This window comes from Ferrovibrio terrae (assembly GCF_007197755.1).
Classification (GTDB): domain Bacteria; phylum Pseudomonadota; class Alphaproteobacteria; order Ferrovibrionales; family Ferrovibrionaceae; genus Ferrovibrio; species Ferrovibrio terrae.
The window spans coordinates 2,738,649-2,765,648 of record NZ_CP041636.1 but is presented as its reverse complement, the minus strand read 5'-3'; the positions used below and the strand labels follow the sequence as shown (position 1 = coordinate 2,765,648).

At 64.6% G+C, this 27,000-nt stretch carries 21 protein-coding genes; 8 read left to right on the top strand and 13 right to left on the bottom strand.

Annotated features, from left to right (window positions below):
- Positions 1-9: 9 nt before the first annotated feature.
- The 4 genes from FNB15_RS13445 to FNB15_RS13430 are packed head-to-tail and all read right to left on the bottom strand — an operon-like array spanning position 10 to position 5,443.
- On the bottom strand, positions 10-825 hold the full coding sequence (locus FNB15_RS13445; RefSeq protein ID WP_144069193.1) for an RNA methyltransferase: 816 nt from the start codon (positions 823-825) through the stop codon (positions 10-12).
- Positions 826-829: 4 nt separating this feature from the next.
- The gene (cimA, locus tag FNB15_RS13440; RefSeq protein WP_144069192.1) at positions 830-2,437 is read right to left on the bottom strand and encodes a citramalate synthase; all 1,608 of its coding nucleotides are present in this window, start codon (positions 2,435-2,437) and stop codon (positions 830-832) included.
- Between the two features lie 7 nt (positions 2,438-2,444).
- On the bottom strand, positions 2,445-3,770 hold the full coding sequence (gltX, locus tag FNB15_RS13435; protein WP_144069191.1) for a glutamate--tRNA ligase: 1,326 nt from the start codon (positions 3,768-3,770) through the stop codon (positions 2,445-2,447).
- Positions 3,767-5,443, bottom strand: coding sequence for an NAD+ synthase (locus FNB15_RS13430; RefSeq protein ID WP_144069190.1), 1,677 nt, complete (start codon positions 5,441-5,443; stop codon positions 3,767-3,769). Before FNB15_RS13430 ends, gltX begins: the two co-directional genes overlap by 4 nt.
- Before the next feature lie 171 nt (positions 5,444-5,614).
- Here FNB15_RS13430 and FNB15_RS13425 point away from each other — a divergent pair, with 171 nt between their 5' ends.
- The 3 genes from FNB15_RS13425 (at position 5,615) to FNB15_RS13415 (ending at position 8,883) form a co-directional block, all read left to right on the top strand.
- The gene (locus FNB15_RS13425) at positions 5,615-6,598 is read left to right on the top strand and encodes an NADP-dependent oxidoreductase (protein ID WP_246068686.1); all 984 of its coding nucleotides are present in this window, start codon (positions 5,615-5,617) and stop codon (positions 6,596-6,598) included.
- Positions 6,599-6,645: 47 nt separating this feature from the next.
- Positions 6,646-7,632 carry a Bug family tripartite tricarboxylate transporter substrate binding protein gene (locus tag FNB15_RS13420; protein ID WP_144069188.1) on the top strand — a complete coding sequence of 329 codons (987 nt, stop codon included), beginning with the start codon at positions 6,646-6,648 and terminating at the stop codon, positions 7,630-7,632.
- A gap of 177 nt (positions 7,633-7,809) precedes the next feature.
- Positions 7,810-8,883 carry an NAD(P)H-dependent flavin oxidoreductase gene (locus FNB15_RS13415; protein WP_144069187.1) on the top strand — a complete coding sequence of 358 codons (1,074 nt, stop codon included), beginning with the start codon at positions 7,810-7,812 and terminating at the stop codon, positions 8,881-8,883.
- Here the strand turns inward: FNB15_RS13415 and FNB15_RS13410 are convergent.
- From FNB15_RS13410 to FNB15_RS13400, 3 genes are all read right to left on the bottom strand, one after another.
- A complete protein-coding gene (locus FNB15_RS13410) occupies positions 8,880-10,055 on the bottom strand; it encodes a nicotinate phosphoribosyltransferase (protein ID WP_144069186.1) in 1,176 nt (391 codons plus the stop codon). The genes FNB15_RS13415 and FNB15_RS13410 overlap by 4 nt on opposite strands.
- Positions 10,039-11,427, bottom strand: a complete 1,389-nt coding sequence (locus FNB15_RS13405) for a class II 3-deoxy-7-phosphoheptulonate synthase (protein ID WP_144069185.1) — start codon at positions 11,425-11,427, stop codon at positions 10,039-10,041. Before FNB15_RS13405 ends, FNB15_RS13410 begins: the two co-directional genes overlap by 17 nt.
- A 158-nt stretch (positions 11,428-11,585) precedes the next feature.
- Positions 11,586-12,995 (bottom strand): FAD-binding oxidoreductase, encoded by a 1,410-nt coding sequence (locus tag FNB15_RS13400; protein WP_144069184.1) that lies wholly within the window; start codon positions 12,993-12,995, stop codon positions 11,586-11,588.
- 173 nt (positions 12,996-13,168) lie between these two features.
- Here FNB15_RS13400 and FNB15_RS13395 point away from each other — a divergent pair, with 173 nt between their 5' ends.
- Positions 13,169-15,523, top strand: coding sequence for an ATP-dependent helicase (locus tag FNB15_RS13395; protein WP_144069183.1), 2,355 nt, complete (start codon positions 13,169-13,171; stop codon positions 15,521-15,523).
- 14 nt (positions 15,524-15,537) lie between these two features.
- The gene (locus FNB15_RS13390; RefSeq protein ID WP_144069182.1) at positions 15,538-16,449 is read left to right on the top strand and encodes a 50S ribosomal protein L11 methyltransferase; all 912 of its coding nucleotides are present in this window, start codon (positions 15,538-15,540) and stop codon (positions 16,447-16,449) included.
- A 69-nt stretch (positions 16,450-16,518) separates the two neighbouring features.
- Here FNB15_RS13390 and FNB15_RS13385 read toward each other — a convergent pair whose 3' ends face one another.
- A complete protein-coding gene (locus FNB15_RS13385) occupies positions 16,519-17,040 on the bottom strand; it encodes a DUF1127 domain-containing protein (RefSeq protein ID WP_144069181.1) in 522 nt (173 codons plus the stop codon).
- Positions 17,041-17,441: 401 nt separating this feature from the next.
- Positions 17,442-17,801, bottom strand: coding sequence for a DUF1127 domain-containing protein (locus FNB15_RS13380; protein ID WP_144069180.1), 360 nt, complete (start codon positions 17,799-17,801; stop codon positions 17,442-17,444).
- Between the two features lie 196 nt (positions 17,802-17,997).
- Between FNB15_RS13380 and FNB15_RS13375 the strand changes: the two genes are divergently transcribed.
- Together FNB15_RS13375 and FNB15_RS13370 are read left to right on the top strand one after the other, a co-directional pair.
- Complete coding sequence (locus tag FNB15_RS13375; RefSeq protein ID WP_144069179.1) at positions 17,998-19,995, top strand: aminopeptidase P family protein; 1,998 nt, start codon at positions 17,998-18,000, stop codon at positions 19,993-19,995.
- A 29-nt stretch (positions 19,996-20,024) separates the two neighbouring features.
- Positions 20,025-20,720 carry a ribonuclease activity regulator RraA gene (locus tag FNB15_RS13370; protein WP_144069178.1) on the top strand — a complete coding sequence of 232 codons (696 nt, stop codon included), beginning with the start codon at positions 20,025-20,027 and terminating at the stop codon, positions 20,718-20,720.
- Between the two features lie 9 nt (positions 20,721-20,729).
- On the opposite strand, the gene FNB15_RS13365 is transcribed toward FNB15_RS13370, so the two are convergent.
- From FNB15_RS13365 to FNB15_RS13350, 4 genes are read right to left on the bottom strand one after another with little or no spacing between them, the layout of a single operon-like run.
- Entirely contained in the window at positions 20,730-21,419 is a 690-nt protein-coding gene (locus FNB15_RS13365; RefSeq protein WP_144069177.1) for a 3'-5' exonuclease, read from the bottom strand.
- Between the two features lie 4 nt (positions 21,420-21,423).
- Positions 21,424-23,529, bottom strand: a complete 2,106-nt coding sequence (ligA, locus tag FNB15_RS13360; RefSeq protein WP_144069176.1) for an NAD-dependent DNA ligase LigA — start codon at positions 23,527-23,529, stop codon at positions 21,424-21,426.
- A 3-nt stretch (positions 23,530-23,532) separates the two neighbouring features.
- Positions 23,533-25,218: a DNA repair protein RecN gene (gene recN, locus FNB15_RS13355; protein WP_144069175.1), complete on the bottom strand. Its 1,686-nt coding sequence runs from the start codon at positions 25,216-25,218 to the stop codon at positions 23,533-23,535.
- A gap of 19 nt (positions 25,219-25,237) precedes the next feature.
- Positions 25,238-26,068: an outer membrane protein assembly factor BamD gene (locus FNB15_RS13350; RefSeq protein ID WP_144069174.1), complete on the bottom strand. Its 831-nt coding sequence runs from the start codon at positions 26,066-26,068 to the stop codon at positions 25,238-25,240.
- Between the two features lie 482 nt (positions 26,069-26,550).
- On the opposite strand from FNB15_RS13350, the gene FNB15_RS13345 reads away from it, so the two are divergent.
- Positions 26,551-26,955: a helix-turn-helix domain-containing protein gene (locus FNB15_RS13345; RefSeq protein WP_144069173.1), complete on the top strand. Its 405-nt coding sequence runs from the start codon at positions 26,551-26,553 to the stop codon at positions 26,953-26,955.
- Positions 26,956-27,000: the final 45 nt, after the last annotated feature.

Below are 27,000 nucleotides of genomic sequence, written 5' to 3'. Positions count from 1 at the left end.
GGGTGGCAATCAGTCCGGCTTCTTCCTGCGCAAGGACGCGCGCAACGGCCGCCCTTGAGCGATCGCCTTCAGCATGCCGCGAAACGTGTGCACTTCCTGGCTGGCCAGCGGCACGCGCTGCAGGGCCGAGCGCAGGTTGCGCAGGATCGCGCCGCGCTTGGGCTCGACATTGTGGAAAAAGGCCGACTGGTTGAGTTCCTCGACCAGGTGATCGAAGAGCCCCTGCAGCTCCTCCTGGCTGGCGAAACCGCCGCGCACCGTGTCGAGCCGGCTCGGCGCGGTGTCGTCCGTCGCGGTGAACCATTCATAGCCGAGCAGCAACACCGCCTGCGCCAGATTGAGCGACGAGAAGCCGGGATTGAGCGGGACCGTAATCCCGATATGCGCCAGCGCGACATCCTCGTTGTCGAGCCCGGTGCGTTCCGGCCCGAACAGAATCCCGACGCGATGGCCTTCGGTCTGCTCCTGCCGCATGCGGGCGGCGGCTTCGCGCGGCGTCACGACCTCTTTCATCATGTCGCGCAGCCGCGCCGTGGTGGCATAGACGCGATGCAGGTCGGCGACGGCGTCCGCCGTGCTGCTGAACACGCTGACCGCATCCAGCACCGGATCGGCCTTGCTGGCCAGCACATACGCCGCCGGGTTGGGCCAGCCGTCGCGCGGATTGACCAGGCGCAGTTCCGTGATGCCGCAATTCAGCATGGCGCGCGCGGCGGCGCCGATATTCTCGCCAAGCTGCGGCTGCACCAGCACGATCACCGGCCCGCGCCGCAGCGGACCCGGCGGCGCATACTTGCCGAGCTTCGGTCTGTTCGTGCCGGTCATGCGACTATTTGCTCGGCTGCGCCCCGTCGCGCAGCAGCTTCCACTGGATCGAATCCATCAGCGCCATGAAGGCGGCGTCGATGATGTTGGGCGACACGCCGACGGTGAACCAGCGATTGCCCTGGCCATCAGCGCTCTCGATCATCACGCGCGTGGTCGCCTCGGTGCCGCCATTGAGGATGCGGACCTTGAAATCGACCAGGCGCAGGTCGTCGATATAGCTCTGGTAGCGGCCGAGATCCTTGCGGATCGCGTGATCCAGCGCGTTGACCGGGCCGTTGCCCTCGGCGACCGAGAACAGCGTCTGGCCATCGACATCCAGCTTCACGGTGGCCTCCGAGATCGTCACCAGCTCGGCCTTTGCATTGAAGCGGCGCTCGACCTGGACGCGGAAGCTGCGGATCCTGAAATACTCCGGCATCTGGCCAAGCGCGCGGCGTGCCAGCACCTCGAAGCTCGCCTCGGCGCCGTCGTAGCTGTAACCCTCGGATTCACGCTGCTTCACGTCGTCCAGCAGCGCATTGAGCCGGCTGTCAGCCGTATCATAGGTGATGCCGGCCTCGGTGAGGCGCACCAGCAGATTCGAACGCCCGGCCTGGTCCGACATCAGGATATGGCGCTTGTTGCCGACGGTTTCCGGCGGCACATGCTCGTAGGTGCGCGGGTCTTTCATCACCGCCGAGACATGCAGGCCACCCTTATGCGCAAAGGCGGCCGCGCCCACATAAGCCGCATGGCGGTTCGGCGCGCGATTGAGCAATTCGTCCAGCGTGCGCGAAGTGGCGGTCAGATGCGTCAGGTCCTGCTCGGAAAGGCCAACGTCGATATTCTCTGCGAACCACGGCTTCAGCATCAGCGAAGGGATCAGCGCGATGAGATTGGCATTGCCGCAGCGCTCGCCCAGGCCGTTCAGCGTGCCCTGCACCTGCCGCACGCCGGCCTTCACCGCGGCCAGCGTGTTGGCGACCGCATTCTCGGTGTCATTATGGGTATGCACGCCCAGGCGCGACCCGTCGCCGAGTTTCTGCACGACCTCGCCGACGATGCGCTCGACTTCCCAGGGCATGGTGCCGCCATTGGTGTCGCACAGCACGGCCCAGCGCGCGCCGGCATCCAGTGCTGCTTTCAGGCAGTCGAAGGTGAATTTCGGATTGGCCTTGTAGCCGTCGAAGAAATGCTCGGCATCGAACATCGCTTCGCCGAACTTCTTGTGCGCCGCCGCGATGCTGTCCGAGATCAGTTCGAGATTCTCGTTCAGCGAAATGCCGAGCGCGATGCCGACCTGGTATTCCGAACTCTTGCCGACCAGACAGGCGGCATCGGCGCTGGCATTCAGGATCTGGGCAAGGCCCGGATCGTTCTCGGCCGAGCGGCCCGGCCGCTTGGTCATGCCGAAGGCGACGAATTTGGCGCGCTTGAGTGCCGGCTTGGCGGTGAAGAACTCGCTGTCGGTCGGATTGGCGCCGGGCCAGCCGCCCTCGATATAGGCAACGCCGAGCCTGTCCAGCGCCCTGGCAATCACGCGCTTGTCCTCGACCGAGAAGTCGACGCCCTGGGTCTGGGCGCCGTCCCGCAATGTCGTGTCGAAGAGATACACGCGATCCTTAGGCATCACACTCTCACTTACCGGTCAAACGCTTCACGGCGCGGTCGCGCCCGATCAGCGGCAGAAGCTGCGCCATTTCAGGCCCCTTGTCGCGCCCGGTCAAGGCCAGGCGCAATGGATGGAACAAAGCTTTCCCTTTCGCCCCTGTCTTGGCGGAAATTGCCTGCGTCAGCACCTTCCAGGTCGTGGCATCCCAGGGCTCGGGCGGCAGCACCTCGACGGCGGCGGCCACCACGACAGGGTCCTCATGCACGGCGTCGATCTCGCCGGTCGCAACCGGCCACCAGTCGGCCGCCTCGGCGACCCGCCCGATATTGCCGCGGATGGCGAGCCAGAAGGCCTCGGTGGCACCTGCCGGCAGGCGGTCGCGCACGGCGGCGAAGTCGGTCGCATGCAGCAGCTTGGCATTGATCAGGTCGAGATCATGCGGATCGAGCCGGGCGGCGGCCCGGCTGAAGCGCGACAGGTCGAAACCGGCGATCAGCGCGTTGAGGTCGGTCTGCGCCTCGACCGGATCGGCCGAGCCCAGACGCGCCAGCAGCGAATTCAGCGTCATCGGTTCGATGCCCTGCTCGCGCAGATCGGCGAGCGACAGCGACCCCAGCCGTTTCGACAGCCCGCCGCCATCGGCGTCCAGCAGCAGCGAGAAATGTCCGAAGACCGGCACCATGTAGCCCAGTGCCTCAAAGAGCTGGATCTGCGCCGCCGTATTGGTGACGTGATCCTCGCCGCGGATCACATGGCTGATTTTCAGGTCGCCGTCATCGACCACCGACGAGAGCGTGTAGAGCGGATAGCCGTCCGAGCGCACCAGCACCGGATCGCTCAAACTCGCCATGTCGATCTCGACGCGGCCATGGATGATGTCATCCCAGGCCGTCGTGCCGCGATTGAGTTTGAAGCGCCAGTGCGGCTTGCGGCCTTCGGCCTCGAATTTCGCGCGCTCGGCATCGCTCAGCTTCAGCGCGGCGCGGTCATAGACCGGCGGCTTCTTCTGGCTCAGCTGGATCTTGCGGCGCAGGTCGAGTTCTTCCGGGGTCTCGTAAGCCGGATAGAGCCGCCCGCTCGCTTTCAGCTTTTCCGTCGCTTCGGCATAGAGTGCGAAACGGTCGGACTGTTTCGCGAACCGGTCCCAGTCGAGCCCGAGCCAGCGCAGGTCGGCCTCGATGCCTTTGGCAAACTCATCCGTCGAACGCGCCGTGTCGGTGTCGTCCAGCCGCAGCAGGAAGCTGCCGCCGGATTTACGCGCGAACAGCCAGTTCAGCAGCGCGCCGCGCGCATTGCCGACATGCAGCCGGCCCGTCGGGCTCGGCGCGAACCTTACCGAGACATCAGTCATTTCGACTGATCCCGGAAGGCGTTGGTAATGGGATAGCGGCGGTCGCGGCCGAAATTGCGCGGGGTGAGCTTGACGCCCGGCGGTGCCTGGCGGCGCTTGTATTCGGCGATATAGAGAAGATGCTGGATGCGGCGCACGACATCTTCGGGCTGGCCGGCAGCCACGATCTCACGCACCGGCATTTCCTTTTCCACCAGCATTTCCAGGATGGCATCAAGCTGCTCATAGGGCGGCAGGCTGTCCTGGTCGGTCTGGTTGTCGCGCAACTCGGCAGTCGGTGCGCGTTCGATGATGGCCGGCGGGATCACCACGCCTTCGGGGCCAAGGCTTTCGAGCGGACGGTTGACATTGCGCCAGTGCGACAGCGCATAGACCGTCATCTTGTAGACGTCTTTCAGCACGCTGTAGCCGCCGCACATATCGCCATAGAGCGTGGCGTAGCCGACCGACATTTCCGACTTGTTTCCGGTGGTCAGCACCATATGGCCGAACTTGTTGCTCAGCGCCATCAGCGTGACGCCGCGGATGCGCGACTGCAGGTTCTCTTCGGTGATATCCGGCTTCTTGTCCTTGAACGCCGGCGCCAGCATGGCCTCGAAAGCCTGGTAGGCCGGCTCGATCGGAATGGTCTCGTAGGGCACGCCCAACGCCTTGGCGCAGTCGGCGGCATCATCCAGGCTGCGCTGTGAGGTGTATTTCGACGGCAGCATGACACAGCGCACGCGCGCTGGCCCCAGCGCATCGACTGCCACGGCAGCCGAAAGCGCAGAGTCGATGCCACCCGACAGGCCGAGCACCACGCCGGGGAATTTGTTGCGATTCACATAATCGCGCAGGCCCACCACCATGGCCTGGTAGAGGCTGGAATGGTTGTCGAGCGGCTGTTCGATCCTGCCCCTGGCGCAGACCCAGCCTTTGTCGCTGCGCTGCCATTCAGTGACGGCGAGATCGTCGAGGAAATCGGGCTGGCGCACCGGCAGGCTGTGATCGGCATTCAGCACAAAGCCGCCGCCATCGAAGACCAGTTCATCCTGGCCGCCGGTGCGGTTGACATAGAGCAGCGGAAGCCCGGTCTCGACCACGCGCGTGATGCCGAGCGGCAGGCGCTGGTCCCACTTGTTCGATTCATACGGCGAGCCGTTCGGCACGATCAGCATTTCCGCGCCGGTCTCGGCAAGGCATTCGGCCACATCGGCCTGCCACATGTCTTCGCAGATCATCACGCCGAGCCGCACGCCACGGAACACCATCGGGCCGGGCAAGGGTCCGACCGCGAAATGACGCTTCTCGTCGAACACGCCGTAATTCGGCAGTTCATGCTTGTGCCGCACGGCAACGATCTCGCCGCCATCCAGCAGCAGTGCGGAATTGTATAGCAGGCCCTTGTCGCGCCAGGGCGAGGTGACCAGCAGCGCCGGACCGCCATCGGCGGTCTGGGCCGCCAACTCCTGCACGGCTGCCTCGCAGGCTTCCTGCACCGAGGGGCGCAGCACCAGGTCTTCCGGCGGATAGCCGATGATCATCAGTTCGGGAAACACCACCAGATCGGCGCCCTCGGTCGCAGCCCGGGCCCGGTAATCTTCGATCAGCCGGCGATTGCCGGCAATGTCGCCCACGGCCGGGTTGACCTGGGCCATGGCGATGCGGAGACGATCGGGAGTGGCAACTGACATTTGAACGTGCGTCGAAGTTGTTGGCCGGTAATTTGCTTTCGCGGTCGATACTTACCCTTACGGCAGGCTTATCTCAAGCGAGCCGGCAGTCTACAGTGGCCGGCAAGGATTTAGATAGCCCAGACCGGGCAAAGGGAGACGCAGATGGCCGGGAAAAATACTCAAGTTCTGATGAAACAGCACCCCAAGGGGGCGGTGACCGAACAGGATTTCGAGATCGTCCAGCGCGACATCCCGAAGCCCGGTCCGGACCAGGTGCTGGTGCGCAATGTCTATCTCTCGCTCGACCCCTATATGCGCGGCCGCATGGACGCGGTGCGCTCTTACGCGGCGCATCTCAATCCCGGCGACATGATGGGCGGCGGCACGGTCGGCCTGGTGATCGAAAGCAATGTCGAGAAGCTGCCAGTCGGCACCTATGTGAACGGCATGCTGGGCTGGCAGGAATATGCTGTGGCCAAGGCCAATGAACTGCGCGTGCTGGATCCCAAGGTGGCGCCGGTCTCCACTGCGCTGGGCGTGCTGGGCATGCCGGGCTGCACGGCGCATTACGGCCTGATGAGCATCGGCGAACCCAAGGCCGGCGAAACCGTGGTGGTCTCGGCCGCCAGCGGCGCGGTCGGTTCCGTGGTCGGCCAGATCGCCAAGATCAAGGGCTGCCGCGTGGTCGGCATCGCCGGCGGCAAGGACAAGTGCGACTACGTGGTAAACGAACTCGGCTTCGATGCCTGCATCGACTACAAGGCCGGCGACATGCAGGCCGCCTTCAAGGCGGCGACGCCCAACCGCGTCGATGTCTATTTCGAAAATGTCGGCGGCGACATCATGGAAATGGTGTTCGGCCGCCTGAATGCGTTTTCGCGTGTGGCCATCTGCGGGCTGATCTCGGGCTATGACGGCAAGCCGCAGGCCTTCACCGGCATGCGCCATATTCTCGTCAACCGGGCAAAGGTGCAAGGCTTCATCATCTCCGAGCATATGGGCTACTGGCCCGGCGCGATCGGCGAAATGGCCGGCTGGATCAAGGCCGGCAAGCTGAAATACAGGGAAGATATCGCCGAGGGCCTGACCAGCGCGCCCAAGGCATTTCTCGGCCTGCTGACCGGCAAAAATTTCGGCAAGCAACTGGTGCGCGTGAGCCCGGAAACGCTGTAACCTCTGTCCCAAGAGTTTTTCTAAAAAGCCCTTGGGAGGGGACCAGTATGTTGAATCGTCGCCAGTTTGCCGCCCTCGCGGGCGGCACCGCCGCTGCTGCGCTGCTGCCTGAATTCTCTTTTGCTCAGACCTGGACGCCGCCAAAGGGCGTCACCGTCGTGGTGCCCTACCCGGCCGGTGGCCCGACCGACAGCCTGGCCCGACTGGTCGCGCAGGAAATCGCCGGGCCGCTCGGCCAGAGCGTGATCGTCGAGAACGTGCCCGGCGGCGCCGGCGCCATCGGCTCGCGCCGCGTGGCGCAGGGCCCGGCCGACGGCACGCAGCTGGTGGCCACCACCAACCAGACGCATGCCACCAATATCTCGCTGCTGCCCGATGGCGGCGGCTATCACCCGGTGAAGGATTTCGCGCCGATCGCGCTGCTGGCCGACCTGCAGCATATCCTGGTGGTGAAGAACGACCTGCCGGTGAAAAACCTGGCCGAGCTGATCGCGCTGGCCAAGAAAGATCCCGGCAAGATCAACTGCGGCTCGACCGGCCAGGGCTCGGCCTCGCATTTGACGCTGGAACTGTTCAAGGCCAAGGCCGGCGTGAACCTGACGCATGTGGCCTACAAGGGCTCGGCCCCGCTGCTGCAGGATCTGCTGGGCGGCCATGTCGACTGCAGCTTCGCCACGACGCCGACAGTGCTGGGCCAGATCCAGGCCGGCAAGCTGCGTGCCATCGCAGTGGCCTCGCCCAAGCGCTCGCCGCATCTGCCTGAACTGCCGACCATCGCCGAAGCCGGTGTGAAGGGCGTGGAAGCCGATGCCTGGCTCGGGATTTTCGCGCCGGCGGCCGTGCCGGAAGCCGCTTTGGCGCGCTACCGTGCGCTGGTGCTCGACGTGATGAAGAAGGACAGCGTGCGCGAGACCTTCTTCAAGCAGGGCATGGCGCCGAATGTGAAAAACCACACCGAATTCGCCGCCTTCCTGCAGGAAGACATCAAGCGCTGGGCGGACGTGATCAAGACCGCGAATGTGAAGGCGGAGTAAGACCGAATAAATGGGACCCCGGCTCGCGCGGAGCCTGTCCTCCGGCTGCGCATAGCGCAGACCCGGGGGCTTGGCCGGGGTGACGACCGATATATTCCCGTCACCCCGGGCTTGACCCGGGGTCCCATTTTTCCCGCAGTGAACAACTGAAATACAAACTGCCGCGGAGGACACACCATGACCAGCTGGCCAGATCGACGCATTCTGGATCTCTTCGGCATCGAACTGCCGATCCTGCAGGGCCCGCTGGCCGGCGCCACCACGCCGCAGATGGTGATCGCGGTCAGCGAGGCCGGCGGCCTGGGCGGCCTGCCCTGCGCCATGCTGAGCCACGATCAGGCGCGCACCTCGCTCGACATCATCCGCCAGGCTACTGGCAAACCGATCAATGTGAACTTCTTCGTGCACAAGCCGCCCGCTCCGGATGCCAGCGAAGGCCGCGTCTGGCGCGATCGCCTGAAGCCCTATTACGCCGAATTCGGCGTCAGCGGCGATGTGCCGGCGCCGGTGCCCGGCCGCGCGCCGTTCGATGAGGCCTTCTGCCAGCTGATCGAAGGCTACAGGCCCGAGGTGGTGAGCTTCCATTTCGGCCTGCCCGAAAAAGCCCTGCTAGATCGCGTGAAGGCCTTCGGCGCCAAGGTGATCGCTTCGGCCACCACGGTGGAGGAAGCCATCTGGCTGGAACGCCACGGCTGCGACGCCATCATCGCCATGGGGCTGGAAGCCGGCGGCCATCGCGGCAATTTCCTGTCGATGGACATGTCGCAGCAGGTCGGACTGTTCGCGCTGCTGCCGCAGGTGGTGGATGCCGTGAAGGTGCCGGTGATTGCCGCTGGCGGCATCTGCGATGCGCGCGGGATCGTGGCGGCCATGGCGCTCGGCGCTTCGGCCGTACAGATCGGCACGGCCTATCTGCTGACGCCGGAAGCCACCATCGCACCCTATCATCGCGCCGCGCTGAAATCCTCGCCCAGCGACGCCACCGCGCTGACCAATCTTTTCACCGGCCGGCCAGCGCGCGGCATCATGAACCGCCTGATGCGCGAACAGGGGCCGTTGTCTGCCGAAGCGCCGGCCTTTCCCACCGCCGGTACAACGCTCGCGCCGTTGCGGGCCAAGACGGAAGCCACCGGCAGCGGCGAGTTCAGCAATATGTGGTCGGGCCAGGCCGTGCGGCTGGCAAAGGAAATGCCGGCCGGCGAGCTGACGCGCAAGCTGGCGGCAGAGGCGCTGGAAAAACTGCGGCGCTAGCGCCGCAGCAGGAACTCGCGGCCGACCTTCACGCTGGGCACGCCGTCATAGGCGACGATATCGGCGGTGGCGTAGGTCTCGACCCAGCTATCGGGCAGATACGAGCCGGTGCCGACGATGTCGATCGGCGCCGAGACGCTGGCCATCACCTTGCACTTCGCGGCATTGAAGCCGGAAGACGCGACGATCTTCACATTGAAGAAGCCGGCGCGATCCAGCGTGGCGCGCATGTGATAGATCGCAGCGGCAGAGACGCCGGTGCCGACCAGCCAGCGCAGCTCATGCTCGGTGCGATACTGGCGGATCGCATTCGGCACATGACGTTCCAGCACCGCGTAAGAGGCCTGCGGGTCCAGCCCCTCGATATAGCGGCCGCCGTGGGTATCCAGGCGAACCGCAAGGCGGCCTTCATTGGCGGCCTCGGGGAAGCGGTTACACACCGCCAGCGCATCGGTGACTTCCTGGCCGTAATAGTCGACCAGCACGGTCATCTGCTCGCCGGGGAAGGTTTCGTCGTAAAGCTCAGCCGCCTTCAGCGTCGAGCCGGCATAGCCGATCAGGGCATGCGGCATGGTGCCGAAACCCTTCTCGTTGCCGAAGTAATGCGCGGTGGCATCCGTGGCATTGCCGATGAAGCCCGCGGCGCCGACATCGCGGCGCGCCGCCTTGCCGCCGACCGAGGCGGCATAGGCCATCAGCTCGGCCATCTCGGCGCCGGCGCAATGGCGCGCATCCATGGCGAGGAAGCGCACATTGGGCAGATCGCAGCACATCGAATAGGCGTTGTAGGCGGCAACGCAGGCCGCGCCCAGCTTCTGCAGATACAGCGTTTCGAGATCGACGATCTGCGACATCGGACCGGTGAGATACAGCAGCGGCTCGCCGGCGCCGACCCAGGTGCCTTCTTCATGCAGCAGTTCGATCTTGAACGTCACGCCACGCGCCGCCCCCACCTTCTCCAGCCATTCCACCATGATGCGCGGGCAGAAGATCACCGGACGCCGCATGAAGACGGCGTAGGTCACCGTCTTGTCGCCGGTGCGCTGGACGATGGCTTTCGTGCGCTTGAAATAGGCGTCGGTATGGGCCGCGATCTGGCGCTCCAGCTCGGCCGCCTGGGCCGGCGGCACGAGCTTGGTCACATCAGGTTTTGTCTCAGGCTTGAGCGGCATGGCGCTGCGTTCCGCGGTTCATGCGTTCGAGCTTCAGCATCTCGGCAATCAGGAACGACAGCTCCAGCGCCTGCGAGGCATTGAGGCGCGGATCGCAATGGGTGTGGTAGCGGCTCGACAGGTCGTCGTCGCCAATCGCCTGCGCGCCGCCCATGCATTCGGTGACATCCTGGCCGGTCAGTTCCAGATGGATGCCGCCGGCATGCGTGCCTTCGGCCAGATGCACTTCAAAGAACTGCCGCACCTCCGAAAGAATCCGGTCGAACGGACGCGTCTTGAAGCCCGACGCCGAGGTCAGCGTGTTGCCATGCATAGGATCGCAGGACCAGATCACCGAACGGCCTTCCTGCGCGACCTTGCGCACCAGCGCCGGCAGATGCTTCTGCACCTTCTCGTGTCCCATGCGCGCGATCAACGTCAGGCGGCCGGGCTTGTTCTGCGGGTTCAGGATGTCGATCAGCTTGATCAGCTCATCCGGGTCCGAGGTCGGGCCACATTTCAGGCCGATGGGATTGAGCACGCCGCGCAGGAATTCGACATGCGCGCCATCGAGCTGGCGGGTACGGTCGCCGATCCACAGCATATGCGCCGAAGTATCGACCCATTCGCCCGAGGTGGAGTCGACGCGGGTCATCGCCTGTTCGTAGCCGAGCAACAATGCTTCATGGCTGGTGTAGAAATCGACGGTGCGCATTTCCGGCGTGCGCTCCGGCGTGATGCCGCAGGCTTCCATGAAATCCAGCGTCTCGGTGATGCGCGCCGCCACATCCTGCCAGCGCTCGGCTTCCGGACTCTTGGCCACGAAGCCGAGATTCCAGCCGTGCACGCGATGCAGGTCGGCGTAACCGCCGCTCGCGAACGCGCGCAGCAGGTTGAGCGTCGCCGCCGCCTGGCTGTAGGCCTGCAGCTGGCGCGTCGGATCGGGAATGCGGTTGGCCGCGTCGAAATCCATGCCGTTGATGATGTCGCCGCGATAGCTCGGCAGCTCGACATCGCCGCGCTTCTCGACATCCGACGAGCGCGGCTTGGCGAACTGGCCGGCCAGACGACCGACCTTCACCACCGGCAGCGAGGCGCCGAAGGTGAGCACGACGGCCATCTGCAGCAGCACGCGGAAGGTGTCGCGGATATTGTTGGCGCTGAATTCGGCAAAGCTCTCGGCGCAGTCGCCGCCCTGCAGCAGGAAGGCGCGACCCTCGGCCACCTTGGCCAGCGACGCGGTCAGGTTGCGCGCCTCGCCGGCAAAGACCAGCGGCGGATACTTGGACAGCTTCTCTTCGGTGGCAGCCAGCACGGCAGCATCCGGATATTCCGGGACCTGCTTGACCGGCTTGCTGCGCCAGCTATCGGGCGACCATTTGCGCGCACTCATCGTCTTGTCCTAACTGCTTGTAGACTTACAGGTTTTGAGGATTTCCAGATAATAGGTCGTGCGGCGCAGCATTTCCAGCCGCGACTTAAGGAGGGGCTGGACTGGCCGCCGGGCGCCCGGAAAAGCCCAATCCGGCCAGTGTTTTGGCCGGATTTCTCTCAGATGCTAAATATCTTGCCGGGATTCATCAGGTTGTCGGGGTCGAGCGCCTTCTTGATGGCGCGCATCACCGCCACTGCCTCGCCATGCTCGGCGGTCAGGTATTTCATCTTGCCCCGTCCGATGCCGTGCTCGCCGGTGCAGGTGCCTTCCATGCGCAGCGCGCGATGCACCAGGCGTTCGCTGAATTCCTCCACCGTCGCCACTTCCTGCGGATTGCTGCGGTCGACCACCACCGAGAGGTGGAAATTGCCGTCGCCGACATGGCCGACCAGCGGGGCAGTAAGCCCGGTCTTCACCACATCGTCCTTGGTTTCGAGAATGCATTCGGTCAGGCGCGAGATCGGCACGCAGACATCGGTGGCCATGATCTCGCAGCCCTTGCGCAACGCCTTGCAGGCATAGGCGGCGGCATGGCGCGCTTCCCACATCTTGGCGCGGTCTTCGGCCTTGGTGGCCCACTGGAAGCCCTCGCCGCCATGTTCGGAAGCGATGGCCTGCACCATCTCGGCCTGTTCGGCGACGCCGGCTTCGGAGCCATGGAATTCCAGCATCAGCATGTTCTGCACCGGCAGGCTCAGTTTGGAATACTCGTTGATCGCCCTGGCCTGCACGTCGTCCAGCAGTTCGATCCGCGCCACCGGAATGCCGGCTTGGATCGTCTGGATCACGGAATTGACCGCGCCTTCCAGCGAGGCAAACGAACAGGTCGCCGCCGCCATGGCTTCCGGGATGCCATACAGCTTCACCGTGATTTCTGTGATGATGCCGAGCGTGCCTTCGGAGCCGATATAAAGCCGCGTCAGGTCGTAGCCGGCGGCCGACTTCTTGGCGCGTTTGGACGTGCGGATCACGCGCCCATCGGCCATCACCACCGTCAGCGCCAGCACGTTTTCACGCATGGTGCCGTAACGCACGGCATTGGTGCCGCTGGCGCGCGTCGAGACCATGCCGCCGATCGAGGCATCGGCGCCCGGATCGATCGGGAAGAACAGTCCGGTATCGCGCAGGTATTCGTTGAGCTGCTTGCGGCGCACGCCCGGCTGCACCACCACGTCGAGATCTTCGGCATTGACCTGCAGGATGCGGTTCATCTGCATCAGGTCGATGCTGACGCCACCCTGCACGGCGGTGACATGGCCTTCCAGCGAGGTGCCGGCGCCATAGGGAATGATCGGCAGGCCGTGGGCGGCACAGATCTTGACGACCTCCACCACTTCCTCGGTGCTGTGCGGGAAGACCACCGCGTCGGGCGGCAACGGCATGGCCCAGCTTTCGTCGCGGCCATGCTGGTCGCGCACCACCTGGGCAGCGCTGAACCGGTCGCCCAAAAGCTGCTTGAGCGCATCGAGCGCGGCCTGGGTGGCGGCGGGGGTCAAGCGGGGCTGGGCGGCAGCGACGGGGGCCATGGCGTTTTCTCTCCTCGGGATTACCCATAGAGGTAACGCTTTGCCGGCGCTCAGGCAATGCAGGTAAACTTGGTAAAGCACGGCGAAAAGCGGCCCAGAAAGCGTCAGGGGTATGCTGCATTGCAGGGTCGGCAGGGGTGGCCCACCCTGCCCGCTTACGCTATGTAGCAACCATGTCTGCCGACCCCTTTGACCTGTCTGGATTCGAGCCGGAAAACCAGCCTGCTCTGAACGATCCCGCCGCTGCCGCCGCGCTGCCGCCACCGGACTGGCTTGTCCGGCTCAATGAAGCCCAGGGCGAGGCCGTCAACCACCTGGAAGGCCCGCTTCTGGTGCTGGCCGGCGCCGGCACCGGCAAGACCCGTGTGCTGGTCTCGCGGCTGGCGCATATCCTGTATCGCCGGCTGGCCTGGCCGAGCCAGATCCTGGCCGTCACCTTCACCAACAAGGCCGCCCGCGAAATGCGCGAGCGCGTCGAGAAGCTGGTCGGCAATGCCGTCGAGGGCCTGTGGCTCGGCACCTTCCATGGCATCTGCAACCGCATCCTGCGCCGCCATGCCGAACTGGTCGGCCTGAAGCCCAATTTCACCATCCTGGACGACGACGACCAGCTGCGCCTGATCAAGCAGCTGATCGAAGCCGAAGGCCTGGACGAGAAGCAGCTGCCGCCGCGCCTGCTGAAAGGCCAGTTCGACCGCTGGAAGGATCGCGGCCTGAAGCCGGGCAAGACGCCGGAGAGCGACTCCGGTTTCGCCGAGGGCAAGGGCCCGCATCTGTATCGCCTGTATTGCGAGCGCCTGCTGCAGCTGAATGCCTGCGACTTCGGCGACCTGCTGCTGCATAACCTGACGCTGTTCAGCGAACACGAACAGATCCTGCAGAAATACCAGCATCAGTTCCGCTACATCCTGGTCGATGAATACCAGGACACCAACGTGGCGCAGTATCTGTGGCTGCGGCTGCTGGCGCAGAAGCACAAGAACATCTGCTGCGTGGGCGACGACGACCAGTCGATCTACGGCTGGCGTGGCGCCGAGGTGGGCAACATCCTGCGTTTCGAGACCGATTTCCCCGGCGCCAAGATCGTGCGGCTGGAGCGCAACTACCGCTCGACGCCGCATATCCTGGGCGCGGCATCGGGCCTGATCGCGCATAACGAAAGCCGGCTGGGCAAGACGCTGTGGACTGACCTGAACGAGGGCGACAAGGTTCTGGTGCAGGGCGTGTGGGATGGCGACGAGGAAGCCCGCATGGTGGGCGACGAGATCGAGACGCTGGAACGCGAGAAAGTGTCGCTGAACCAGATGGCCATCCTGGTGCGTGCCGGCCACCAGACTCGCGCCTTCGAGGAACGCTTCCTCACCATCGGTGTGAAATACCGCGTGGTCGGCGGCCTGCGCTTCTACGAGCGCCGCGAAATCCGCGATGCCATCGCCTATTTCCGTGTGCTGATGCAGCCCGACGACGATCTGGCCTTCGAGCGCATCGTCAACACCCCCAAGCGCGGCCTGGGCGAAAGCACCATGCAGATGCTGCACAAGCTGGCGCGCGGCGGCGGTCGCTCGTTGACCGCCACGCTGCACGAGTTGCTGCAGACTGACGAGATCAAGCCCAAGCAACGCAATACCCTGCGCAAGCTGATGGACGATTTCGACCGCTGGCGCCGGCAGGCCACCGAACTGCCGCATACCGAAGTGGCCGAGATCGTACTGGAAGAATCCGGCTATATCCAGATGTGGCAGGACGACAAGTCGCCCGAAGCGCCCGGCCGGCTGGAAAACCTGAAGGAACTGATCAGCGCGCTCAGCGATTTCGAAAACTTCGCGGGCTTCCTCGATCACGTCGCACTGGTGATGGATACCGAGAACAGCGAAGACGCCGAGATGGTCAGCCTGATGACGCTGCATGGCGCCAAGGGCCTGGAATTCGACTACATCTTCCTGCCCGGCTGGGAAGAAGAGCTGTTCCCCAGCCGCCGTTCGCTGGAAAACAACGGCACCGCCGGCCTGGAGGAAGAGCGCCGCCTTGCCTATGTCGGCCTGACGCGGGCCCGCAAGCGCGCGCATATCAGCTTCGCCGCCAACCGGCGCATCTACAATCAGTGGACCTCGGCGATCCCGTCGCGCTTCCTCGATGAACTGCCGCGTGAACATGTCGATCAGCGCGCGCAGACCGGCGTTTATCGCGGCGCGCAGGGTTTGGCATCGTCGGGCCTGGGCTCGCTCGGTTATATCGGCGGTGGTTTCTCCGAGACCGGCGCACGCGGCAGCGGCTATCAGGGCACCAACTGGGACTTCACGCCCAGACAAAAGCAGGGCGGCACCACCATCGATGGCCGTTCGCGCCGCATCCGCGACGAAGACGTGACGCGCACATCCGATGATGCCGCCTTCTCCGTCGGCGACCGCATCTTCCATGACAAATTCGGCTACGGCCGTATCCGCGCCATCGATGGCGACAAACTTACCATCAGCTTTGAAAAGGCTGGCGAGAAGCGGGTGATCGCCCGTTTCGTCACGAAACCCTGAAGAAGCCAAAAACGATGCCGCTTTCCCCTGAATTCTGGTCGGTCGAACTGGATGTGCCGGTCGATCTGGTGCCTGCGGCCGAAGATCTGCTGACCGATGCCGGCATTGCCGTCTCGTCCTATGAGGTCGTGCAGCCCGGCATGGCGATGAGCCCGGACTGGCGTGTGCAGGTGCTGTTCGATGCCCCGCCCGACGAGAAAGAGTGGCGCAAGCGGCTGAAGGATGTTGCCGCCGGCCTCGATATTCCCGCTGTGATCCGTTTCGCGCATCTGCCGGCGCAGGACTGGGTGCGCCATACCAACAAGCTGAATGCGCCGGTCAGCGCCGGGCGTTTCTTCCTCTACGGCGCGCATGATGCCGGCCAGGTTCCGCCGGGCCGTCTGGGTATCCTGCTGGATGCAGGGCTCGCCTTCGGCACCGGCCGCGCGCCGTCAACTTACGGCTGCCTGCAGGCAATCGACGATCTCTGCCGCGTGGTGCCGCCGCGCAACATGCTGGATATGGGTACAGGTTCGGGCGTGCTGGCGATGGCAGCCGCAAAAGCTGGCGCACGCACGGTGCTCGCCGCCGATATCGATCCGGTCGCCACCGACGTGACCCGCGACAATGTGAAACTGAATGGCCTGTCGCAGCGGATTGCAGCGCTCACCGCGTCACGCCCCGACGATCCGCGCCTGACGGCCGCAGGACCGTATGACCTCGTGGTGGCGAATATCCTGGCCGGGCCGCTGTGCCATATGGCGACCGGCCTTGCCCGCCTCGTGGCCGGCGGCGGCCATCTGGTGCTCTCTGGCCTGCTGGCGAAGGAAGAGCGCCTGATCGTCGCGCGTTACAGAGCGGCCGGACTGCATTTCGGTGGCCTCAGCCTCGCGCGGCGCATTCCGCGCGAAGGCTGGCACACGTTGGTCTTCCGCCGCCGCGCCTGAACGGCGCGGCTGGGGGTGTCTTCAAGCACCGCGCCTGAGGCGCGGCGCTGCGTCGCCCAAGAAACGCTTTTAGGCGGCGACGACTTCCTTGGCTTTCAGCACCTGAACCTTGGCCATGCCGGCATCGTTCGACGGCTGACCCGCGGCAACGGCCACAGGCTTCGTCCCGGGGCGATGGATGTCGCCGGCGACGGCCGCGCGGATATCCGAGCGGCTCAGGCCCATGTCGTGCAGGGTGCGGTCGTCCAGACTGCGCAGTTCGGCTTCTGCCACGGCGCGGTTCCAGAGGAAGGCGATTCGCTGCAGCACGGCGCCGATGGCGTTGCCGAGTATCTGGCCGGTCAGGGCGGCACGAACATCCTGGGCCGGCACGCCAAGCTCGATCAGTTCTTCACGGCTGAAACCGACATCGGCCTGCGGGGCCGGGCGGGCGGTCAGGGCCTGCCAGCCACGGGTCAGCAATGCGGCAATGGCGCGGGCACGGGCGCGCCGTGCTTCGCGTTCCAGGGCCACATAGTCAGTGAGGCCGAGATACAGGTACGGCAGGCTGTTGAGGGTATTGGGGGTCTTGTTAGCGCGCGGGGTTTGCATGGCTATCTCCTTTACGTTGGGATAAGCCGCCCCGGGTGTTCCTCAGCAGTGGCGCGTAGGATTATGAAAATACGTCAGCACTGCTGTCGTACATATTGCGCTGCAGTATAAATTTTGCAAGCGCAATATTGTTAAATTTTTGAACAAATTCAATTATGTACAAAAAATGACCGTCTGCACATTTTTTCCGCTTACGGATTAATCAGGCAAGCTTTGCAATGGCTGGCAGGCAGCCATGCGTAATGCGAATAGCCGCCAAAACGAAAAAGGCGTGGCCCCCGATGAAGGGGACCACGCCTTTTGATCGCTCGGTCTGCCGGGACATCCGCTCCATCCAACAGGGGGGAGGAGAAGATGGGGCGGTACGCGCCCCGGCACCGATGGGGGCCTGTTAAAAAGCTTTAGGCAGCGTGACGCGGCACCAGGCGGATTACCTGGTCGGTCAGGGCATTCTCGTTCACCGCAGCAGCGGCCGGGCGCTCGATCAGACCAGCAACGGCGGCCGGGATCTGAGAACGGCTGAGGCCGATGTCACGCAGCATGGCGTCGTCGAGGCTGTGCAGCTCGGCGAGGGCGCGCTGCTGCTCGAGGCGCGTCTTGACGCTCACGGCGACAGACTTGAGGGCGACCCAGCTCTTGAAGATCAGGTCGGCGATGGCTTCGGCGCGGATACGACGCGCGTAGGCTTCGACCTCAGCGACCGTCAGGGGCGCGAGGTTGGCCGGAAAGGCGAAAGCGGTCTGGTTGCGCAGGGTATTCATGGTAGTCTTCCTTTTCTGTGGTCCGGGCATCCTCTGCATCGCGGCCACGACGAGAATATTGCACTGCACCCATTAAAAATCAATGACTTAGCTATGAGTTGTTTGCACACACAGTATTGCAGAAACTGCATAGCTAGTCTGGACAGGGCGGTCGGACCACCGCATAATTCCAAAGATTCGACAAAGGTTTAGGCCCATGACGCTGCACCAGCCGCCCCAACTGACCAGCCTTCCCGAGCCTGCTGCCGCCTGGCTGCGCGGCATTGCCGCCGCCCCGAAAGTCTTCGGCGACTTCCCCGGACTCGTGCTGCTGCCGGCCGACCTGCCGGTGGATCGGACCAAAGCCGGCAGTCTGGTGGCCGAACTGGCCGCGCGCTACGCCGCCGCCATCGAGGACCGCGCCGCCGTCCCTGCCCGGCTGGCTGCCCTGCGCGCAGAGCTGAAAAAACGCGGTCTGGCCGGACTGATCCTGCCGCTGACCGACGAATACCAGAGCGAATACCTGCCGATGCGGGCGCAGCGCCTGACCTGGCTGACCGGCTTCACCGGCTCGGCCGGCACCACGGCCGTATTACTCGACAAGGCCGGCGTGTGGAGCGACGGCCGCTACACGCTGCAGCTCGACGCGCAGGTGGATGGCACGCTGTTTGAGCGACTGCATATCACCGACAGTCCGCCGACCGACTGGCTCAAGGCCAATCTGAAACAGGGCGAGCGCTTCGCCTACGATCCGTGGCTGCATACCGAAGCGGCCGTGAAGCGACTGGCGGAGGCCTGCGCTGCGGCCGGCGCAGAGCTTGTCGCGGTGGACGACAATCCGCTGGATAGCGTATGGGGCAGCGACCAGCCGCCGCCGCCGCTGGGGCCCGTGCGCGTGCAGGACCTGGCGCTGACCGGGCAGTCGTCGGTCGAGAAACGCGCCGCCATCGCCAGCATCGTGAAGGGCAACGGCGCCAGCGCCGTGGCGCTCACCCTGCCGGAATCGATTGCCTGGCTGCTGAATATCCGCGGCAGCGACGTGCCACACACCCCGCTCCCGCTGTCCATGGCAGTGCTGCACAGCGACGGCGGCGTCGATCTCTATATCGACGGCCGCAAGCTGGACGACACCGTGCGCAAGCATCTCGGCGACGTGTGCCTGCAGGATGCGGCCGCCTTCCCCGAGGCGCTGAGCAAGCTGGGCCAGGCCGGCAAGACCGTGCAGGTCGATCCAGCGACGGCTGCGGTCTATGTGCTGCAGCGCCTGGAGCAGGCCGGCGCGAAGCTGGTGCGCAGCGAAGACCCCTGCCTTCTGCCCAAGGCCTGCAAGACCACGGCGGAGCTGGACGGCACGCGCGCGGCGCATCGCCGCGATGGCGCGGCGGTCAGCAAATTCCTCTGCTGGCTCGATGCGAATGCCACGAAGGGCGACGGCATCGACGAGATCATGGCGGTCGAGAAGCTGCAGGGCTTCCGCCGACTGTCGAACGAGTTGCGCGATCTGTCGTTCAGCACGATTTCCGGCGCCGGCTCGAATGGCGCCATCGTGCATTACCGCGTGACGCCCCAGACAAACAAGAAGCTGGAACGCGGCAACCTCTATCTGGTCGATTCCGGCGGCCAGTATCCCGATGGCACCACCGACATCACGCGGACCATCGCGATCGGCGAACCGACGCCCGAGATGCGCGACCGTTATACCCGCGTGCTGAAGGGCCATATCGCCATCGCCACGGCGAAATTCCCCGAAGGCACTGCGGGCCAGCAGCTCGATTCACTGGCGCGTAAGCCGTTGTGGGACGTCGGCCTCGATTTTGACCATGGCACCGGCCATGGAGTCGGCGCGTATCTGTCGGTCCATGAAGGACCGCAGCGCATCGCCAAAGCCGGCAGTCCGGTGCCGCTGAAGCCCGGCATGATCATTTCCAACGAGCCTGGCTACTACAAGACCGGCGGCTACGGCATCCGCATCGAGAACCTGGTCGTCGTGCGCGTCGTGACCGAGAAGGCCGAGAACGGCAAGCGCTGGTTCGGCTTCGAGACCATCACGCGCGCGCCCTATGATCGCAGGCTGATCGAGCTGTCGCTGCTGACAGCGGAAGAAGTGGCCTGGGTCGATGCCTATCACGCGCTGGTCTGGCAGGATGTCGCCGAGCATGTAGATGACACGACGCGCGACTGGCTCAAGCAGGCGACGGCACCGCTCGGTGCATAAGACTTAAAAACAACGGGAGAGACACAGGCATGCTCGACGCACGCATCAAGGCTGCGCTGGAACTGATCACCACCGCCACGCTGACCACGGTCCTGCTCAAGAAGGGCCTGCGCAATGTCTGGATCCGCGGTTCCAGGCCGCTGACCCCGCAGAGCAATCGCATCGTCGGCGAGGCCTTCACGCTGCGTTTCGTGCCGGCGCGCGAAGACCTCGCCACGCCGGCCAGCTGGGCCTCGCCGCGCAGCACGCGCGGCGCCATCGAGGACATGCCGGAAGGCTGCATCGCCGTGGTCGACGCCATGGGCATCACCGATGCCGGCATTTTCGGCGACATCCTCTGCGCCCGCATGCAGAAGCGCGGCGTGGCGGCGCTGGTGACGGATGGCGTGGTGCGCGACGTGGCTGGCGTGATCGGCACGAATCTCCCCGTCTGGTGCGATGGCGCGGCGGCGCCGCCGTCTGTCGCCGGGCTGACCTTTGTGAACTGGCAGGAGCCGATCGGCTGCGGCGGCGTCGCGGTCTATCCCGGCGATGTGATCGTGCTGGATGCCGATGGCGCCGTGCTGATCCCGCAGGCGATGGTGGAAGACGTGACCAAGGAAGCCATCGAGCAGGAAAAGCTCGAGACCTGGATCATGGGCGAGATCGACAAGGGCATTCCGCTGCCCGGCCTTTATCCGCCCAATGCCGAGACCAAGGCGCGCTACGAGAAAGAGACCAAGTAAGCCGACAGCCTAGATCTGCCGCAGCCAGCGCGGGATACGGGCCCGGCCGCGCTGGCTGGCGCGATCGCGCAAGGTCGTGCAGCTTTCGTGGTAATCCGGCTCAAGCCGGCCGGGCTTGATGCTCCAGCGCGGCAGCGCCTCCATGATATCGGCCACGCCCGCTTCGCTGGCCGCGCGCAACGCAATGCCGGCGCAGGCTGCCGCATCGCTGTCGGCGGCATGGTGGCGCAGCTCCAGCCCGAGATGCGCCGCCATGTTCGCCAGACCATAGCCTTCCAGGCCCGGCCAGGCGGCACGCGCGATCTTCACCGTGCAGAGATAGCTCAGGCTCGGCCATGGCTGGCCGTAATGCGTGAGCGCCGCGCGCAGCACGCCGATATCGAAGGGCGCGTTATGCGCCAGCAGCAGCGGTACGGCTTCCAGATGCGGCAGCAGCTCGTCCCACACCGCCGGGAATTCCGGCTCATGCTCGACATGATAGGGATAGATGCCGTGGATGCCGATGAAGCTCGGCGCGAAGCGCATGTCATGCGGCCGGATCAGCCGATGCGCCACATGGCTGACCCGTCCGTCTTTGATCCAGGCCAGACCGATGGCACAGATGCTGCCGGGCGAGCCGCTGGCGGTCTCGAAATCCAGCGCGATCGCCGTCGCGCCCTGGACTTCAGCAAGCGAAGGCAGCTGGATCTGTGCGTGCATCAGCTTACCCGCCGATCAGCGCGAGCCAGTCATCTTCGCTCAACACCGCCACACCATGCTTCTGCGCCTCGGCCAGTTTCGAGCCGGCGCCGGGACCGGCGACGAGATAGTCGGTCTTCTTCGACACCGAACCAGCCACCTTGGCGCCGAGGCTGAGCGCACGCGCCTTGGCCTCGTCGCGGGTGAATTTCTCCAGCGACCCGGTGAACACGACCGTCTTGCCGGCGACAGCGGAATCTGTGGTCGGCTTCGCCGGCGGCACGACCTCGGTGAGTTCTTTCAGCAGATGATCGATCACATTGCGACTCTGCTTGCGGGTGGCAAAACCAAGAATGGCCTCGGCCACCACATCGCCCATCTTGTCGATGCTGTTGAGGTCACCCCAGGCCTCGCCATGGCGCGCCTCGGCCTCGTCCATGGCGGCCAGCCAGCGCTGCGGCGTCTCGTAATGCATCGCCACCAGCCGCGCGCGCTCCTGCCCGACATGGCGGATGCCAAGCGCGAACAGGAAACGGTCGAAACCAATGCTGCGGCGCTGGTCGATAGACCGGATCAGGTTGTCGACCGAGGTATCGCCATAGCCTTCCTTCTTGCGCAGGTCGGCGGAATGCTGCTTCGGCAGTTTGAAGATATCGGCCGGTTCCTTGATCCAGCCCCATTCGTAAAAGGCCGCGATCTGCTTCTCGCCGATACCCTCGATATCGAAGGCATTGCGCGAGACGAAATGGCGCAGGCCTTCCATCGCCTGGGCCGGGCAGGACACACCACCGGTGCATCGCCGCCGCACATCTTCGGCGCCTGACGCATCCACCTCGCGCTCGGCCGGCTGGCCGCAGACCGGGCATTTGGTCGGGTATTCATATTCCTTCGCGCCCTTGTGCCGCTTGTCCAGCACGACGCTGACCACCTGCGGGATCACATCGCCGGCGCGCTGGATAACCACCGTGTCGCCGATGCGTACATCCTTGCGCCTGATCTCGTCTTCATTGTGCAGCGTGGCATTCGATACCAGCACGCCGCCGACATTGACCGGCCTGAGCTTGGCGACCGGCGTGAGCGTGCCGGTGCGGCCGACCTGGATATCGATATTCTCCAGCACGGTCTGCGCCTGTTCGGCGGGAAATTTATGCGCCACCGCCCAGCGCGGGCTACGACTGATAAAGCCGAGCCGCTCCTGCCAGTCGAGGCGATCGACCTTGTAGACGACGCCATCGATGTCGAAGGCCAGTTTGGCGCGCTTCGCGCCGATGTCGTTGTAATAAGCCATCAGGTCGTCGACGCTGTGGCAGAGTTCCACATGAGGATTGAGCGTGAAGCCCCAGCTGTCGAGTTTCTGGCGCACATCGCTGAGCTTGCCGGTGAAAGGCGCGGACACCTCGCCCCAGCTGTAGCCGAAGAAGCGCAGCGGGCGTTTCGCGGTGATCGAAGCATCAAGCTGACGCAGACTGCCTGCCGCGGCATTGCGCGGATTGGCAAAGATTTTCTGGCTGGCGGCTTCCTGCGCTTCGTTCAGTTTCAGGAAATCGGCGCGCGTCATATAGACTTCGCCACGCACCTCCAGCACGTCGGGCCAGCCTTTGCCACTCAGCTTGTGTGGCACATCCTGCTTCAGCGTGCGGATATTGGCGGTGACATCCTCGCCTTCCTGGCCGTCGCCGCGGGTGGCGGCGCGCACCAGTTCGCCATTCTCGTAGCGCAGGCTAGCCGACAGACCGTCGATCTTCGGCTCGGCCACCAGCGCGAGGTCGTCGCCGTCCTTCAGGTTGAGGAAGCGGCGGATGCGACCGAGAAAATCGGCGACATCTTCTTCGGCGAAAGCATTGTCGAGCGACAGCATCGGTTTGCTGTGCTTCACCTTGGCGAAGCCGGCGGCGGGGGCCGCGCCGACCCGGCTGGAGACACCGGTCAGGGTCTTGAGCTCGGGGAATGTCGTTTCGAGTTCGAGCAGGCGCTTTTTCAGCGCATCATACTCGGCGTCCGACACCGTCGGCGCATCCTGCTGGTGATAGCGCTTGTCATGGACGGCAATCTCTTCTTCCAACCGGGCATGCTCCAGGCTGGCCTGACGGGGGCTGAGATCGGCCACCGGTTTCGCACGCTGACGACTCATGTCTTACGCCTCTTGGCCGGCGAGCAGGCTGTCGGCTGCCGCGCGGGCTGCGTCGGTGATGGTGGCGCCCGCCAGCATGCGGGCGATTTCCTCGCGGCGATCACCGGCACTGCTGAGCGGCGAGACTTCAGTCAGCGTCGTGCGGTTCTTCGCACTACCCGCCTCGCGCTTGGCGATGCGCCAGTGCTGCCCGCCCCTGGCCGCCACCTGCGGCGAATGGGTAACGACCAGCACCTGTACCTGTTCCGCCAGTCGGGCCAGCCTCTGCCCCACGGCTGCCGCTGTCGCGCCGCCGACACCGCGATCCACTTCGTCGAAAATCAGCGTGCCGGCCGCACCACGGCCGGCCAGCACGACGCGCAGCGCCAGCATGAAGCGGCTGAGTTCGCCGCCGGATGCGATCTTGGCCAGCGACCCCGGCGCGGTGCCGGGATTGGTGCTTGCCAGGAACTGCACGCGGTCGGCACCCTCGGCGCTCCACTGATCGGGCGGCAAAGCCTCAACCGACGTGGAGAATTTCGCCGCGCCCAGCTTGAGCGGGCCGAGTTCGGCCGCCACGGCCTTGTCGAGCTTGGTAGCGAACTTGCGGCGCGTCGCCGAAATCGCTTCGGCTTTGCCCTGATAGGCCACCTTTGCCGCCGCAGCAGCCTTTCCCAGCTTGCCCAGCGACGCGGCGGTATTGTCGATCAGGTTGAGCTTCTCGGCGTAGCTTTCGGCCAGCGCGGCGAGCTGGTCGACCGGCACGTTATGCTTGCGAGCGGCGGCGCGGAGGGCGAACAGCCGCTCTTCCGCCTTTTCCAGCTTCTGCGGATCGAGATCGAGGTCGCGCGCGGTCTGATCCAGCAGCGCGGCCAATTCGCCGGCCTGCACCAGCACGGCATCGGCCTGCGCCACCACGGCATCCAGCTTGCCGGCGGCTTTATCCGCCACGCGTTCCAGCGCCCGCAGGCAGGCACGCAGGCGTGCATCGACGCCACCGCCCTGTTCGAGCGCGCTTTGCGCTTCCTGCATTGCCACCGCGAGCTTTTCGCCCGACTGCAGCAGGCTGCGCTGCGCCGCCAGTTCCTGTTCTTCGCCCGGCTGCGGCTTCAGCGTTTCAAGTTCACCGACGACATGCCGCAGGAAATCTTCCTCGCGCCGCGCCTGCTCGGCCGACTGCGTCGCCTCATTCAGCTTCGTCTCGGCATCGCGCCAGGCCTGATAGGCATCGCGCAGCCCGGCGACGTCTTTCACCAGCCCGGCATAGTCATCCAGCAATGCGCGATGCACGGTGGCATCGGTCAGGCCCTGCTCGTCATTCTGTCCGTGGATTTCAACCAGCGTATCGCCCAGCTTGCGCAGCAGTGTGACGCTGACCGCCTGGTCGTTGACGAAAGCGCGGCTCTTGCCGTCCTGCCCCACCACGCGGCGCAGCACCAGTTCGTCGCCGCCTTCCAGCCCCTGCTCATCGAGCATGGCGCGTGCGGGATGCTTCGCCGGCAGATCGAAGACGGCCGTGACCACGCCCTGCGCCGCACCCTGGCGCACCAGGCCGGCATCGGCGCGGCGGCCGAGCGCCAGTCCCAGCGCATCGAGCAGGATCGACTTGCCGGCACCGGTCTCGCCCGTCAGCACGCCGAGGCCGGCGGCGCAGGCAAGGTCGAGCTTTTCGATCAGGACAATGTCGCGGACGCCCAGGCTGGTCAGCATGGATGGGCTGCGGGCTGCGTCAGAAGATATTCCACCAGGATTTCTTTTCCGACGAGGCCGTCGAAACTTCCTGGCCGGTCACCAGCGTATAGGTGTCGACATACCATTCGCTGCCCGGATAGTTGTAGCCGAGCACGGCGGCAACGTTCTGCGCTTCTTCCAGCACACCGAGACTCATATAGGCCTCGGCCAGCCGATGCAGTGCTTCAGGCACATGCGTGGTGGTCTGGTATTTCTCGATCACCATCTTGAAGCGGTTGATCGCCGCGATCTGCATATTGGTGCGCAGATAGTAGCGGCCGATGGTCATTTCCTTGCCGGCAAGATGGTCGCGCGTCAGGTCGATCTTCAGGCGCGCGTCGCGAGCATATTCGCTGGTGGGGTAGCGGCGCACCACTTCTTCCAGCGAGCTGAGTGCCTGCTGCGTGATCTTCTGGTCGCGACCGACATCGGTGATCTGCTCGTAATAGCAGACCGCCACCAGATAATAGGCGTACGGCGTTTCGCGGCTGCCCGGATGCAGCTGGATGAAACGCTCCGCCGACGAGATGGCGTCGGTGTACATATTCTTCTGGTAGTAGGCATAGGCCGCCATCAGCTGAGCCTTGTTGGCCCAGACCGAGTAAGGGTGCTGGCGTTCAACCTCGTCGAAACCCTTGGCCGCGGCTTCCCATTCGCTGGACGCCATCGCATCCATCGCCCGGTTGTACAGCTCCTCGACCGGGCGCTCGACATAGGGCGCGTCCTTGGTGCCGCAGGCGGCGACCACCAGCATCAGCAGCAGGGCGGAGACGAGGCGTCGCGCGGTCGGAACCAGCCGCGACGAATCCAGATTGGTGAACACAGGCATGGTTTGATTCTGTGACACGCCCCCCCCTCAAAATCAAGATTGGGCCTTATGACGATTGGGAAAATCCGGTGCAGGCGGAGCCCCTCCCGGCTCCTGCCCCGGGCCCCCTTGGCCGATCGAAATAGCCTTAACAGGCTATTCTTCGCCGCCCGAACTACGCCTTTTGAACGTCGGCCTGGGGGCTGTTCCGCTATCTATCCATTATTGCTGTACTTTTTACCTGTGGTTGCGGCTTATACTTCTGAACGATTTTCACCGGCATCGAATTCGCCTATTACCTGTGTCGGTACCCGGTTTTGTACGGTTTCCGCTCGGGGTCAATCCCGCCTCGCGAGTAGATGCGATGGCAGATGCGGTCAGAAAAGTACGAAATTCCGGCCAGCCGGCAGGAGATGAATAATCTCGCGAGCGCCGGTTGAACTGGCACCGGGCCATAGATATAGAGGCCGGCCGGTATTTCCGGCCCACCATGAGGTGATTCAATGGGTAAAATCGCAACGCGTGTCGACGAGTATGTGGGTGAGCGCATCCGTGCCCGCCGCACCGAACTCGGCCTGACCCAGGAAGAACTGGCCAACTCGCTGAAGATTTCCTACCAGCAGGTGCAAAAGTACGAAACTGGCGCCAATCGCGTCAGCGCCGGCCGCCTGTTCGAGATCGCCCAGCGCCTGCAGGTCGACATGGCCTACTTCTTCGAGGGCCTGGAAGCCCGCCTGGAGAGCCGCCCGCTGGAGCATGGCGGCAAGAACCGCTCCACCATTGAGCTGGTGCGCAATTTCAGCGACATCGAAGACACCACGATCCGCTCCGCGGTGGCCGGCCTGATCAAGAGCATCGCCAGCCGCTACAAGGAAGAAGAGCTAGGCGCTGCCGAACCGCAGAGCTGAGCCGACAAGACTTTGCTGCCGTCACCGGCAGCCTGCGAAAGCCCC